The 13,856-nt window shown below is 54.6% G+C and carries 13 protein-coding genes; 7 read left to right on the top strand and 6 right to left on the bottom strand.

Annotated elements, in window-relative coordinates; genetic code table 11:
- The first annotated feature begins 2 nt into the window (after positions 1-2).
- Positions 3-1,352 (top strand): iron uptake transporter deferrochelatase/peroxidase subunit, encoded by a 1,350-nt coding sequence (gene efeB / locus MKZ24_RS11010; protein ID WP_340782886.1) that lies wholly within the window; start codon positions 3-5, stop codon positions 1,350-1,352.
- A 451-nt stretch (positions 1,353-1,803) separates the two neighbouring features.
- Positions 1,804-2,934: an IS4 family transposase gene (locus tag MKZ24_RS11005; protein ID WP_042237049.1), complete on the top strand. Its 1,131-nt coding sequence runs from the start codon at positions 1,804-1,806 to the stop codon at positions 2,932-2,934.
- On the opposite strand, the gene MKZ24_RS11000 is transcribed toward MKZ24_RS11005, so the two are convergent.
- Both MKZ24_RS11000 and MKZ24_RS10995 read right to left on the bottom strand, forming a co-directional pair.
- Positions 2,918-3,157 (bottom strand): hypothetical protein, encoded by a 240-nt coding sequence (locus MKZ24_RS11000; RefSeq protein WP_340782879.1) that lies wholly within the window; start codon positions 3,155-3,157, stop codon positions 2,918-2,920. The two genes, MKZ24_RS11005 and MKZ24_RS11000, sit on opposite strands and share 17 nt — an antisense overlap.
- A gap of 16 nt (positions 3,158-3,173) precedes the next feature.
- Positions 3,174-3,455: a hypothetical protein gene (locus MKZ24_RS10995; RefSeq protein WP_340782877.1), complete on the bottom strand. Its 282-nt coding sequence runs from the start codon at positions 3,453-3,455 to the stop codon at positions 3,174-3,176.
- Positions 3,456-3,578: 123 nt separating this feature from the next.
- Between MKZ24_RS10995 and MKZ24_RS10990 the strand changes: the two genes are divergently transcribed.
- The 4 genes from MKZ24_RS10990 to nagA all read left to right on the top strand — a co-directional run bounded on the left by MKZ24_RS10990 (position 3,579) and on the right by nagA (position 8,891).
- Complete coding sequence (locus MKZ24_RS10990; RefSeq protein ID WP_340782875.1) at positions 3,579-5,039, top strand: FTR1 family iron permease; 1,461 nt, start codon at positions 3,579-3,581, stop codon at positions 5,037-5,039.
- Positions 5,040-6,085: 1,046 nt separating this feature from the next.
- A complete protein-coding gene (locus MKZ24_RS10985) occupies positions 6,086-6,964 on the top strand; it encodes a MurR/RpiR family transcriptional regulator (protein ID WP_042217199.1) in 879 nt (292 codons plus the stop codon).
- Complete coding sequence (gene nagB, locus MKZ24_RS10980; RefSeq protein ID WP_042239218.1) at positions 6,964-7,692, top strand: glucosamine-6-phosphate deaminase; 729 nt, start codon at positions 6,964-6,966, stop codon at positions 7,690-7,692. Before MKZ24_RS10985 ends, nagB begins: the two co-directional genes overlap by 1 nt.
- Positions 7,680-8,891: an N-acetylglucosamine-6-phosphate deacetylase gene (nagA, locus tag MKZ24_RS10975; RefSeq protein WP_340782871.1), complete on the top strand. Its 1,212-nt coding sequence runs from the start codon at positions 7,680-7,682 to the stop codon at positions 8,889-8,891. Before nagB ends, nagA begins: the two co-directional genes overlap by 13 nt.
- Positions 8,892-9,116: 225 nt before the next feature.
- Here the strand turns inward: nagA and MKZ24_RS10970 are convergent, their stop codons facing one another.
- Positions 9,117-10,073 (bottom strand): YhcN/YlaJ family sporulation lipoprotein, encoded by a 957-nt coding sequence (locus MKZ24_RS10970; RefSeq protein WP_042239224.1) that lies wholly within the window; start codon positions 10,071-10,073, stop codon positions 9,117-9,119.
- A 187-nt stretch (positions 10,074-10,260) separates the two neighbouring features.
- Here MKZ24_RS10970 and MKZ24_RS10965 point away from each other — a divergent pair, with 187 nt between their 5' ends.
- Positions 10,261-11,331 carry a glycosyltransferase family 4 protein gene (locus tag MKZ24_RS10965; RefSeq protein WP_231637722.1) on the top strand — a complete coding sequence of 357 codons (1,071 nt, stop codon included), beginning with the start codon at positions 10,261-10,263 and terminating at the stop codon, positions 11,329-11,331.
- A 62-nt stretch (positions 11,332-11,393) separates the two neighbouring features.
- Here the strand turns inward: MKZ24_RS10965 and MKZ24_RS10960 are convergent, their stop codons facing one another.
- From MKZ24_RS10960 to MKZ24_RS10950, 3 genes are read right to left on the bottom strand one after another with little or no spacing between them, the layout of a single operon-like run.
- Positions 11,394-12,437, bottom strand: coding sequence for a glycosyltransferase family 4 protein (locus MKZ24_RS10960; protein WP_340782867.1), 1,044 nt, complete (start codon positions 12,435-12,437; stop codon positions 11,394-11,396).
- Positions 12,434-13,156: a glycosyltransferase family 2 protein gene (locus MKZ24_RS10955; protein WP_340782864.1), complete on the bottom strand. Its 723-nt coding sequence runs from the start codon at positions 13,154-13,156 to the stop codon at positions 12,434-12,436. Before MKZ24_RS10955 ends, MKZ24_RS10960 begins: the two co-directional genes overlap by 4 nt.
- A gap of 25 nt (positions 13,157-13,181) precedes the next feature.
- Positions 13,182-13,757 (bottom strand): class I SAM-dependent methyltransferase, encoded by a 576-nt coding sequence (locus MKZ24_RS10950; RefSeq protein ID WP_039309731.1) that lies wholly within the window; start codon positions 13,755-13,757, stop codon positions 13,182-13,184.
- Between the last annotated feature and the right edge of the window lie 99 nt (positions 13,758-13,856).

Below are 13,856 nucleotides of genomic sequence, written 5' to 3'. Positions count from 1 at the left end.
TTATGATAAAGAAAGATAAGACTTCCAGGGAAACTCCCGCTACAGAGAGCGGTCTCTCCAAGGATGCTTCTAAAGATCAGCTATTATTCGATAAAAAACTGAGCCGCCGCGATATGCTGCGGCTTACTGGCGCCTCCGGCCTCGGCCTGCTGCTGGGCGGCGGCGGGGTAGGCGGCATTCTGGCGGCACGCAAAGCAGCCGGGCAGCCGGGACAAGCAGTCTCTTCCCCGCAATACGCGGGAGCGGACATTATTCCATTCCACGGGAATCATCAGGCGGGAATCATTACGCCTGCGCAGAATTTCCTGTGCTTCGCTTCATTTGATCTGACAACAACCAAGCTCAGCGAAGTCAAAAAACTGCTGGAGGCCTGGACTACCGCCGCCGCTGCCCTTACTTCCGGTACGCTGATCGGCAGCGTGAATGACAATCCCAATCTTCCGCCTGCCGACACAGGCGAGGCAGATGGCCTTACCCCCTCCAAATGTACACTTACCTTCGGGGCGGGTCCTGCCTTCTTTGACAGCCGGTTCGGGCTGGCTCCGAAACGGCCAGCCTCCTTCACCGATCTCCCGGCATTCACGGGAGACAGCCTGGAGCCGCAGTGGTGCGGCGGCGATCTCTGTGTGCAGGCCTGCGCCGATGATCTGCAGGTGGCGTTCCATGCCATCCGTAATCTGGCCCGCATCGCCCGGGGCACAGCCGTACTGCGCTGGACGCAGGAGGGCTTCCAGCGCACCGGCAGCGCCGACCCGGCAGGCGGCACACCGCGTAATCTGCTCGGCTTCAAGGACGGCACGGGCAATCCCGACGTCACCGATGACTCCGAGATGCGGAGTGTCGTCTGGAGCGGAAGCGGCGATGGCCCCGCCTGGATGAATGGCGGCACGTACCTCGCACTGCGCCGTGTTCGCTTTCGCATTGAGGTCTGGGACCGCTCTACGCTGAGCGATCAGGAAGCAACGTTCGGGCGTCACCGGCAGAGCGGCGCTCCGATTGGAGCCCGGGATGAATTCGCCGAGCTGAATCTGAAGGCGGCGGATGCCAGCGGCAAGCCTGTCATCCCCCCGGATTCCCATTCGGCCCTCGCCCATGGGGATGGTTCGGTCAAAATGCTGCGCCGCTCCTACTCCTATTCCAGCGGAATGGATCTCAAGACTGGACAGCTGGATGCAGGACTGGTATTCATCAGCTTCCAGAAGGATCTGGTGAAGCAGTTCGTGAGCATTCAGCAGCGCCTCTCGAAGAATGACCGGCTGAATGAATATATGGTCCATACCGGCAGCGCCGTATTCGCCTGCTTCCCCGGTGTACGGGAAGGCGGGTATATCGGGGAGTCGCTGCTGGGGTGAGGTACATTGGAAGCACTGCCCGGATTCAGTATGTGGGATAAACGCTGAATTTTGGTGCTGGATATATCCGGGTGCGTAAGGTTGCGCAGTGTGACCAGAAACAGCGGGATGAACGATGAGGGACGGACGTTCAGGGACGGATGTTCAGGGACAAATAATGCAGGGCAGACTGGAGATTTGAGAACAGGATGTGTGACGGGGAAATTGCGGAAAGAAACGGAGCAGCGGCGGGATTGAGTACATGGAGGGGCGGCTGGCAGCTGGCACGGCGGCAAACGGAATCAGGCAAAATGTTGCACTGGGTACAACTCGAATACCGAGTTTCCTGCCAATTTGGACGGATTGTTGCATGAAATATAGGCGTGTTGATTTCCCAAAAAAAGGGACGAAAAAGGCCGCCATTTCGGGTAATGGTAAGTACGACCAAACCAAACCGAAATGAGGCGACCTCATGAATAAATATACCCCATTTTTAGCCGTTTTCAAACAAGTGTTAACACCGGAAGAAGTCCAAATGGTGACCGGACAAACCGAGGACTACGTGGATAGAGGAACCAAAATGACCGTCGGGTTGCTGCTCGATTACTTTGTCCAAGCCTGCTACCACAAATGGGACGGATTCCGGCAGAGTGCCCGCTTAGGCCCACGCTTTGACTTGCCAGAAATTCATTACTCCACCCTTTCCGGCAAGGCCGGTGAAGTCCCTTACGAAATCTTCAAACGTATCTTTCAACTGCTCGTCACGAAATGTAACCGCCAAACCCGGCGGCATTTGAACCTTCCTAAAGATCTTTTGCTGATTGACTCGACTACGGTCACGGCAGCGAACTCTCGAATGCCTTGGGCCTCGTACAAAAAATTCAGAGGGGGTATTAAGCTGCATGTTGCTCTTTCGCATGGCCAGCGTTCACCCCTGAACGTGAAGGAATCGATCGCGAAGCGCAATGACGCTCCGTTTGGAGAAGTCTTGGCAGATACGGACTACATTTTGGTACAGGATCGGGCGTATGGAAAAATCAGCAGATTGGATCAATATGTGCTCCAGGGCCAGTCGTTTGTGATTCGGCTCAAAGACAATCTCCATTTGGTGAAGCCAAGAGAACTCCAGCGACCCGCAGAGGGAGAAACGAAAATTGTTCGTGATATTACTTGTTATATCGGTCAAGGGAAGTGCCAATCTGCTCAGCGCCACCGGGTCGTAGAATTTGAAAATGACCGGGGTGAAGTCGTACGGGTCGTGACCGATTTGAGAAAAGAGTCCGCTCATGTGATCGCTGAAATCTACAAGGCACGCTGGGAAATTGAAGTCTTTTTCCGCTGGATTAAACAGCATCTGAACGTGCCATGTCTATTTGGAACCACCGAAAATGCGGTATACAGCCAATTGTTTGTGGCCCTTGCTGTCTATGTGCTTCTGAAACGCGTTTATGATGAAATCCACCCCAACGTGCCTGCCTTTGCTCAACTGACCCTTTGGGAATTTATGCAGCATTGGCGTATATTTAGTCTTCCGCTGGAGTGGCAGGTTCAACTTAGTCTGCTCAGGAACAAAGGGGTTTTGGGGATTATATCCATCCCATAATATGGGGAATCAACAGGCCTGCATGAAATACAACAATCGCTTCGTTTACCAGCCTGGAACCGGTGGAATGCTGCATTTCATACAACAATTTTAGCTTAGGGGCAATATTTGAAAAGAAATGTTGTATTTGGTGCAGGATTGTTAGCGGAGAATCAGGTACAACAGCTGCTGCCGCCCCGAAGTCCCACTGTTCACTGCAGTAACAACCACGCTTCAGGTTCAACTCTTAAGTCCGCCTTCTATAGAGGAAAGATAATAGCATGCTTATTCGCGAAGGGAATGATCCCGATGATCATAACGGTTAAAATCAGTCCATGGCGGCAGATCCGGGCAGCGCTGCTGCTGATCTGCCTGCTTCTGCTGCTGACCGGCGCGCCGGCTTCTGCGTCAGGCGCGCCGCTCGATGAGCTGCTGCCGCCTGTAGGCAGCGCGCTGGTGGAAGCCGGCCAGAGCCGCTGGGACGCGGCGGCGGCCGATGTGGAATCGTTCGCGGCGCTGTGGCGCAGCGCGAACGAAGGCACGCCGGACCCGGCACTCGCCGGTCCGGCAGCTGAAGTCGACGCCGCGCTGGCAGCCGCGGCGCAGGCCTTGCGGCCGGCGGCGGAGCGCCCGCCAAGGCCGCCTTGTCCACGCTCGCCAGAAGCGTGGACGCGTACGTCACCGCCGCCCCAGGCGGGGGCGGCGGTGACACGGGCGCCGCCGGCCGCGCAGCGGCGGCGAAGCTGCTGCCCGCGGCGGAGCGCACGCGGGATGCGGCGCGCAGCGCCGACTGGACGGCGGCGGCGGAAGCCTACCGCGCCGTCGTGAACGGCTGGACGCCGGCGGAGCGCGGCATCCGCGGGGACAATCCCGCCGTCTACGGTCTGCTGGAGACGAAGATGAGCCTACTGCGCATTGCGCTGCAGGCTGAGCCGCTCCGCGAAGAAGCCGCGCTTGCGGAATCTGAGGCGCTGGTTGCGCTGCTGTCCGGCTACAGCGAGGGCAAGGCGGTCGATACCGGTGGTGCGGCAGCGGAGCCCGCCTCCATTGAAGGGCTGATCAGCTACCTGAACCAAGCTTCAGCCTCAGCCAAAGCCGGAGACAGTCCGGCAGCAGCCGCGGTAATGGAGCAGTTCATCACGGCTTGGCCTTCAGCAGAAGGTGCCGTACAACTCGCCTCACCCAAGGTCTATGCCAATATAGAGAATGAGAGCACCGCCGTCACCGGCTATCTGCTCTCCGATCCTCCGAAGCTTGCCGGTGCGCTGGAGATCATGGACAATATGCTCGCCGAGCTGACTCCGCTGGCCGGAGAACAGACGTATACCGCGTGGGATGCGGCACTCATTCTGCTGCGTGAGGGGCTCGAAGCGATTCTTGTGCTCGCCGCACTCCTTGCTTATCTGCGCAGGGAAGCAGAGCCCGCAGCCCGGCGCTGGGTCTGGTCCGGGGCTGCTGTGGGGCTGGCCGGAAGCATCGGCATCGCCGTGTTGTTGACCTATACCATCTCGCAGGCAGCCTCCGGGGGAGCACGTGAGCTGATCGAAGGCATTGCCGGGCTGGTTGCCGTGGTCATGATGCTCACCGTCGGCCGCTGGCTGCACGGTAAATCCAATACGGCTGCCTGGAATAAGTATGTGGACCGCCAGATGCAGGGTGCGCTCGCCAAAGGCAATCTATGGTACCTGTTCTTCATCGCTGCGCTGGCCATCCTGCGCGAAGGAGCGGAAACAACGATTTTCTACGCAGGCATGGCCCCGGCCATTGCCACATCCCAGCTGCTGCTCGGGATTGGCGGCGCACTTGCGGTACTGATCGTTCTGGGCTATGCCATCATTGCCCTGAGCGCCAAACTGCCGATAGCCGCCTTCTTCCGTACCGCCACAGCGCTGATCTATTATCTCGTGTTCCGCTTCCTGGGTGAGAGTATCCATGCGCTCCAGGTAGCCGGCAAAATACCCGCACATGCAGAGAGCAGCCTGCCTTCCATCGGCTGGCTCGGCCTGTACCCGACCTGGGAGACCTTTGTGCCGCAAATGCTCATTCTCGCTTTCATCCTCTGGGAGCTGCTTCGCGGCAGACAAGCTTCCCGCAGAATGCGCACACCAAACCGGCTAACCAAATAAACAAACGAATTAAAAAGCCGCAAACTGCTTGAGTGACCTCAAACACAAACACGCAGTTTGCGGCTTTTGATTCTCCGGTTTGCCCTATCAGATTATCCCGCGAACCAAGCACAGAAGCACCGGGGCTTGCCGTTCCTAATTTTCCAGTCCGGCACATTACATTCCCCCTCTAATCTCTAACCGGCTCTCTGTTCTCTGCTTCTACCCTCTTTCTCTCTGCCCTGCCCTCTTTTCTCTGCCCTACCCTCTTTTCTCTGCCCCTGCCCTCTGCCACGCTCTGCTTACTTTCTGCCTATCCTTCCTCCGCAATTGTTTACTCTAACGTACATTCAGCCCTCCCTCCTGTTGTACCCTGCCTGCAAAGGAGAATTAAGTGGAAAAACGTCATCTAATAATGGAAGCAACCCTGTTTGCAGTATCATAGTTGGAATAACAACACTTAATTTCACTCAAATAGGAAACAACGAAGATATGAGTAGAATTAAGTAACATAAATCCACTTAAATTCAAAAAAAAGCAGAATATAACTGGTTTAGATAACGAAAATCCAACTAATTTCCCGGCGGGCGGTCGTGTCTCCAGCAGATGCATTATCGGCACATTTCCAGCAAACGCCCTCTTCGGAGAGCCGTCCCCAGACAAGCGCATCTCCGGCGGACATATCTCCAGCAGACACGCTTACATCAGACGACCTCCGGCAGGCAGGTCTACGACTAGGTGCGTCCCGGCATACGCGTCTACGCCAGATACATTTCCAACTGGCTCCCCTCCGGCGGACATATCTCCAGCCCGGCATGGCTCCCGCGCACTTAGGGCAAACTCACTATTGCATCCTTGAGCGATTTGTTTTATTCTGATTATGAAAATAATTTTCTTTATTATTTGTATATTTGTTAAAATAATTTCAGATATCATTTCAGCTTCACTGCTCATCTATTCCGCAACACACAGAAATCAGCGTCAGCTTTAGCGCAACATAAGTACAAACAAACTACAGGATTACAAAGGAAAGAAAAGAAAGAAAAGAAAGAAAAGAAGGTGAGTACTTGTCTCCAATTCTGCATGCCCTGGAGCATGACAAGCCCAAGCTGTCGCAAATGGAACGCAAGCTGGCAGAGCGCATACTGGCTTCTCCTGGGGAAATTGTTCATATGGGGATTACGGATCTGGCCGAAGAGTGCGGCATCAGCCCGGCAACCATTACGCGGTTCTGCAAGGTGCTGCATTTCAAAGGGTTCCCTGATTTCAAAGTCAAGCTGGCGGCTGAGCTCGCCCATAGCGACGCTTCGCCGCAGGATGGCGGCTCCTCTTACCAGGATATCGTGGCCGGCAATCCGCTGCCGTTCATTGTGGAGGCGATGCAGGCCAATCATCTGGCCTCCATCCGGGATACCACCTCACTGCTTGATCTCGGACGGCTGCAGAGCGTGATCGATCTGCTCTGCCGGGCACGGCGGGTGGATCTGTACGGAATGGCGACCTCATCCATTGTCGCCCAGGATTTCTATCAGAAGCTGATCCGCATCGGCGTGAACTGCACGGCTTTTGCCGATTCGCATATGCAGATTACTTCCGCTTCCTCGCTCGCGGCCGGTGATGTCGCGTTTGCGGTTTCTTATTCGGGTGAAACCCCGGAGACGATCGATGCGTTAACCTGTGCTGCGGCAAGCGGCGCGGCGACTGTCTCATTAACCTCATACGGAAGCAGCACACTGGCAACACTTGCCGATATCCCACTGTTCTCTTCCTCGCTGGAGCAGGGAATGCGGCGCGGCGACATGGCATCAAGAATTGCCCAGCTGCATATCATCGATATTCTGTTCACCGGCATGGTCAGCACCCGGTTCGGGGATTTCATTCCCAAGCTGGAGCAGTCGTATCTGAATGTACAACACTACCGTCATAAACGGGGAGGACAATCTTAATGAATATTTTGAAATTCCAGAACGAAGAAGATTTAGCAGTAACCGGGGCGAACCTGATTGCCAGCCTGCTGCAGAGCAATCCCAAGGCCGTGCTGGGTCTGGCTACCGGAAGCTCTCCGGTGGGCGTATACGCGAAGCTGGTGGAGATGCACCGCAAGGGCATTGTGAGCTTCGCCAAAGCCTCCTCCTATAACCTTGATGAATACGTCGGTCTGCCCGTAGATCATCCGCAGAGCTACAGAAGCTTCATGAACGAGCATCTGTTCAATCATATCGATATTGACCTGGCCCGCACCCATGTCCCTAACGGAAATTCGCCGGATCTGGATGCCGAATGTCTGGCTTATGACCGGATGCTGGAAGATAACGGTCCTGTGGACCTGCAGATTCTCGGCATCGGCAGCAACGGCCATATCGGCTTCAATGAGCCGGATGCCAGCCTAAGCAGCGGCACGCATGTCGTTGACCTGCTGGAGGAAACACTGGAAGCGAATGCCCGTTTCTTCGATAAGCTGGAGGATGTGCCCCGGCAGGCCGTAACGATGGGGATCGGCGGTATTCTCAAGGCCAAGCAGATTGTACTGCTGGTGCGCGGAGAAGAGAAGGCGGAAGCGGTAAAAAATGCGCTGGAGGGTCCAATCACTACCCAATGCCCCGCCTCGCTGCTGCAGAGTCATCCGAATGTAGTGGTCCTGCTTGATAAGGGAGCAGCAAAATGGCTGAAATAAACGTTTCATCCGCTGAACTGCTGTACGGCAAAGTACTTACTCCTGACGGAGTCATCCAAAAGGGCGTAATCGCCGTCTCCGAAGGCCTGATCCAATATGCCGGGGAGGCCGCCTGGCTTCCGGCAGCCTATGCTAACTGGCAGAAGGGGACTTCACCTGAGCCTGAAGGACTGCTAATTCCCGGATTTGTTGATGTACATGTGCATGGGGGAGCCGGTCATGACTTCATGTACAGCGATGCGGATTCACTGGATACCATTACACGCTTCCATGCTTCGCAAGGCACAACATCTATGCTGGCTACAACTATGACTGCCGCCAAGGATGACATTGACCGCGTGCTGTCTGAAGTGAATGCTTATCGTTCCGCTGAAGGCGGCATGCCTTATGCCCAGCTGGCAGGCGTACATCTGGAAGGTCCGTTCATCAGCCCGAAATGGCCCGGGGCTCAGAATCCCGGGCATATTGTTCCGGCCAATACGTTATGGCTGGAGGAATGGGAAGCCCGGTATCCGGGGATGATTCGCCAAGTTACACTGGCCCCGGAACGTGAGGGCGCTCTGGAAGCTATCCAGTGGCTGCGGAAGCATGGAATTACGGCAGCGCTCGGCCATACGGATGCCTCGTTCGAAGAGGTTATCGCCGCTGCAGATGCCGGCCTAAACCAGGCTGTGCACATGTTCAACGCCATGACGCCGCTGCATCACAGGAAGCCGGGAACTGCAGGTGCCGTCCTGTTCGATCCGCGCATCCGCGCGGAGGTTATTGCCGACGGCATACATGTTCATCCGGCAACGATCAGTATTATCGCCCGGCTTAAGCACGAACATAACCTGCTGCTGATCACAGACGCCATGTCGGCGACCGGACTCAGCGACGGGGAATACGCCATCGGCGATTTGCCCGTTATTGTCAGCGGCGGGATTGCCACGCTGAAGGAGCATCCTGAGTCGCTCGCCGGCAGTACACTGACCATGATCCGCGGCTTCCGCTATCTGGTTCAGGAGATCGGCCTAAGCCTGCAGGAGGCCTCACAGGCAGCAAGCCTTACCCCTGCGGTGTCGCTCGGCATGCAGCGGTCTATCGGCTCGCTGGAGGCAGGCAAACGCGGCGATATCCTGCTGCTGGATGATGAGCTGAATCTGCGCGGAGTGTGGATTGGCGGACGCAAGCTGGAGGCTGAGGCTGAAATCGGGTAAGCTGCGAGCTGTTTCTGCTGTTGCCCTGATCCATTCTATATATGTATAAGCAAGCCAAGCAGAACATCGGTCCCGGATTCGGAAGCGGTGGCTGCTTGGCTGTTTGTTTTCTGTGCTATGCTATGCCCTCATGCTGAATAAGCATCATATTCCTCTGGAATACTAGCCTAATTGAGACAGGGCAGTTTACTTAATGCTTAACGCTTCACCCTTAATGTTTAATACTTAATACCCGCTGCGTGTAGGGAAAATCCGTTCGACCATCGTGCGGAATTCCTGCGCAAAGCCTTTAAGCGGATGCCCTGCACGGAATTCCTGCGCGTAATAATCTGCCCGCTCAACGAAATCGGGGTTGGCCGAGACATACACATTGTTAAGGTCTGTCTTCCCCTTTTTAACTTCTGCGGCGATTTTATCCTTCATGTCCTGGGTAAGCGTGTCTTTATCCGTAATCGCGGTTCCGTTACCCGGCGCCACATTGCGGATTCCGATGGTATTGCCCAGGCTTTCATCGATGTCGCGTTTCATTTGGCGTCCATCGACCATATTGCTGCGGGACATGATACCGTTGTTGCCGTTCCCCAGATAATTCTCCGGATCTGCAATGCCCGTACCACCTACAGTACCCGTACCTGTCATGCTTCCCGGAATTCCGGCAATAGAACCGCCTGTTCCTGTCATGCCCGGATTACCGGCTGCAGTTCCTCTACCGGTACGCATACTGTTATCCATTCCACCCATTCCGGCGCCTATCCCTGTTTCCAGTCCGCCTGCCGGTCTGCCCGTACCGCTCAGCATCCCGGATGTGCCGCTGCCGCCGGTACTGCCATAGCTGTACGACTGGATTCCCCGGGTATTCTTGGCATGGACTCCTCCGGACGCATCTTCCAGCATTACGGCTACATAGGCGCTTTTGCCTACCAGCATTACATTAGCTGAACGGACTTCCGGCATGGCCGCCACACGGTTCGCCAGTTCCTCGCTCATCTCCATACTGTCAAAGGAATTCGCACGCATTCCGTTCTGAGCAGCGTTGACGTGAATACGTCCGTCCGTCCCCCGTACATTTTTCGTTTCCACCGTATTGCCTGTTGCAGAGTTATTCGCACCGCATCCTGTAATACTCACCGCGCCCAGCAGCAGCGCAGCAGAAACCGTTAAACCGAATTTCGATCGTAACATCCGTTCATCCCCCGTCATAGAAAGTTAAGTGCAGCGTAACAAGCTTTAGCATGGCCTCTGCCCTGCCAAGCTATCCTGAAAGGATTTGGCACATCGCTCTTTAACCGTCACGTGTAAGTGAAACTTGGCGTATCTTATAAACAGCAGACTGTGTTTCTCCGCAGGGTTAATGTCAGGAGGGGTAATCTTGAAGGTTTTATTCACGTTTTATGTACCAAGCGGCGGGGTAGAGACACTGAACAAGCTGCGGTGTGAGAATCTTCAGAAAAGCGGCATCGAATGCCATGTGCTCTACCTCATGCCGGGATCCGGGAGCCACAACCAGGGGAACTTCCCGGTGTTTATCACATCAGAGGATGCAGGAATCAAAGCGGTGCTGGATACGCATAATTATGATGCCATTATTGTAACCTCAGACTATTTACTGCTGGAACGTCTGCGCCGGCTGGGGTATGACCGTATTCTGATATATGAATCTCAGGGACTTGGCAAGCGCAGTGATGCGAGGAATCTGATTATTGATGCTGTACCTTTTCTCCGCTCCTACTGCAATGCCGTACTGATTCCCCCCACAGATCATTTACTGGAGCTGTTTATCGAGATCTGTCCCTGGCTGCACCGGTATGTCATTCCCAACATTGTGGATGTGCAGTCCTTCCAGCATATCCCCGGTGAACCGCCCCGGGATCCGGTCATCGCCTGGGTAGGGCGGCTGGAAACCAATAAAAACTGGAGTGAATATCTGAAGGTCGCCCATCAGATCCGGCTCCACAAGCCTGATCTTCATCTCTGGATGTTCCACGATCCCGATCTCGCTGCAGATGACCAGAAGGAGCAATTTAACAGAGAGCTGCAATCCCTGGGTCTGAAAGGCCGCCTTAGTGTGTTCACAAACATTCCCAATCATATTATGCCGGTCTATTACTCATCTATCGCCGGTTCAGGAGGCTTCCTGCTGTCGAGCTCCATCACAGAAGGCTTTGGATATGCTGTAGCCGAGGCCATCTGCTGCACCTGCCCTGTACTCAGCACAGATTCTGACGGGGTCAGATCGTTCATTACCCATAACATTACAGGCAAATTCTATCCGATCGGCAATGTGGAAGCGGCTGTAAACGAAGGGCTGGAGCTGATGAACAACCTACCGCTGCGTGAAGCCATCCGCAGGCAGGGCCGGGAGCATATGGTATCCCGTTTTGGATTCGAACAGTATGCCCGATCCTTCCGTGAAATGTTGAATTCCTTCTCCATCTTCTGAAGGTAACGTGAAAAAGAACCCTCAACCCCGTACCGCTTCCGGGTTTTGAAGGTTCTTTTGGGTTATCCGCCCTGTTTAGATACAATCTCAAACAGCTCTGTCTGAAAGATCTGCATGCTTCTCTCCCAGGTGAAGCGCCCCGAGTCGAGCTCCCCTCTCGCGGACAGACGCTGACGGAGCTTTTTATTGTTAACAAGTGAAGAGACATCCTCGGCCAACCGGTTCTCGTAACGGTACGACATCAGGCAGTTATGCCCGTGTACACAGTATTCGAGATTGCCCCCGGAATATACGGTGACCAGCGCGGCACCGCAGCGCATAGCTTCCAGCCCCGGCAATGAGCCGGTGTCGTGGGTGCTGGAGCTGACAAATATGTCGCTCTCATTGTAATGATACGACAGCTCAGAATCATTGCCCGGAGTACGTATTTGAAACCGTCCATCCCCGAGCAGCGCCTGCAGCGTCTCTGAGGAAGCATATTCCGACGGGGGCGTAATAATATATATCTCCACTTCAGGATGTCGCTGTCTCACTATGTCCAGCTGCTGAAGCAGATAATCCTGTTCCCGGTGACTGGAGAACCCGCCCTCGGGACGGCGCATAATGGCCGAGACGACAATCTTGTTCCCGCCGCTGCCGCGTAAATGGGTATTTGTGAAAACAGGGCTTAGACCGATTGGAACAATTCTGCCCTTAATGCCATGATTAATCCGGATGATCTCCTGCTGCCAGCGCGAGAGTACAAGCAGGTTGCGGGTGATATTATAAGAGGCGAACGACAGATTGTTATTGGGTAAAAAAGTCGGCTCATAGCATAAGGCCAGCCGGATATGCAGCCCCTTGCCCTGTTCACTGGCCCGCTCTGCAACCGGCACCGTTGTATAGTAGTTGGAGATGATCACATCCCCGTATGGAAAATCATCTTCAGTCAGCATCGTTGCCGGTGCTGTAATAATGGGACATTTCATATCATATTCCACAATGCCGTGACTGGGTATAAGCACAACCACCTCATGGCCGATTTCCGCCAGACGGTTGGCCAGCTCGGCCAGCATCCGTTGTGCACCGCCTCTGGACAACGTCAGAACCGGGAATGTCAGTCTCATTTCCCTCTCTCCTTTCTCAGCAGCTGCGTCAGAATGCCCTGATGTCTGCTCTGCACCAGAGCAATCTCCCGGTTCTGCGCTTCACTGTGTATGACAGAGCCCATTTCTTTGTGCACACGGTAATCCAGGAGCGGCTCCTCGATATAGGACCATTCATAATGCGGCAGGATACGCAGCCACAGATCATAATCCTGTGTATACAGGAATTTCTCGTTAAACCGTCCTACCTTATTGAAAATCTCCATGTCGAGCAGAACCGAGCTGCCGTTTACCGGACAGCCCGACATCATGGTCTCAATGAGATCGCCCCTGTTACGAAACGGCTTGCTCGTGACTCCTGCGAACCGCTCTCCGAGCTCATTGATATAGTAATAGGCCGTATGGCTGAAGGAGGTTCCAGAGCTGCGGATGGCTTCCATTTGCCTTTTGATTTTATCCGGGTGGAACAGGTCGTCAGCACTTAACCAGGCAAAATAAGCTCCGCTGGCCGCCTGGATTCCCATGTTGAGCGCCGAGGCCGTGCCGCCGTTGGTTTTGCGGATATACATTATATTGTCCTTGTAAGCCTCAAGCTTCTCCAAATAGCGTGTAGAACCGTCATCGACAACGATCAGCTCAATGTCCGTGTAGCTCTGAGCCAGTACACTCTTCACCGCCAGATCCACATAAGGGCAATTGTAGAAGGGAATCACCACCGAAACCTTGGTTTTTGGAATCATGTGCTTACCTCCTTCCCGATTCGTTTTATACTGTTTTGCAGGCCAGCAGAGCATCCAGCGGTGCGTGATTCTCGCCAAACGCTTCACGGAATGAAGGATTCTCCGCATGATGGTAGCCTTTCAGAACGGTTACAGCGTAGCCCAGCTTCAGGAAATCCTCAGGCTCCCAGCCGCTCCAGTGCTTCTGGTAAACCTCTCCGTGCAGGTTGAAATGATCCGTTCCCTCCTGCGGGAAGAACCCCCGCGGCGTAAATACGACTACCCGGTTCGAAGCAATGATCTCCGCTTTCCGCAGCAGCTCCATGCCCTCTCTCATCGAGAAATGCTCCAGGGAATCAATCAGCGTGACCGCAGAGAATGTTCCCGGCAGAAACAGCTTATCAATATGGCTGGCATCGGCATGTACCGGAATGATATGCGGGGACTTGTATTTGCGGTGCAGCAGATAAGGTCTGTGGATATCCAGCCCCAGCACAACAGCCGCCTCATATCGTTCCAGCAGCGTACCGGTACCGCTGCCGATATCCAGGATACTCTCGGAGAATTTCAGCTGCTCCAGCAGGACCGGCAGGAAGTCTTTCACTTCTATTTCCCGGTACATATGCTTTCCCTCCTAAAAGTTCTGTGAGCCCGGCTTCCTGTGAATTTGCTTCTAAGTGGAGAAACGGCTACGTCGTCCTTAATAGGCCGGTATCCGTTT

This window comes from Paenibacillus sp. FSL R7-0297 (assembly GCF_038009025.1).
Classification (GTDB): Bacteria; Bacillota; Bacilli; order Paenibacillales; family Paenibacillaceae; genus Paenibacillus_AQ.
Note: the sequence above shows the minus strand (reverse complement) of the source record. Positions and strands in the feature narration are given on the sequence as shown.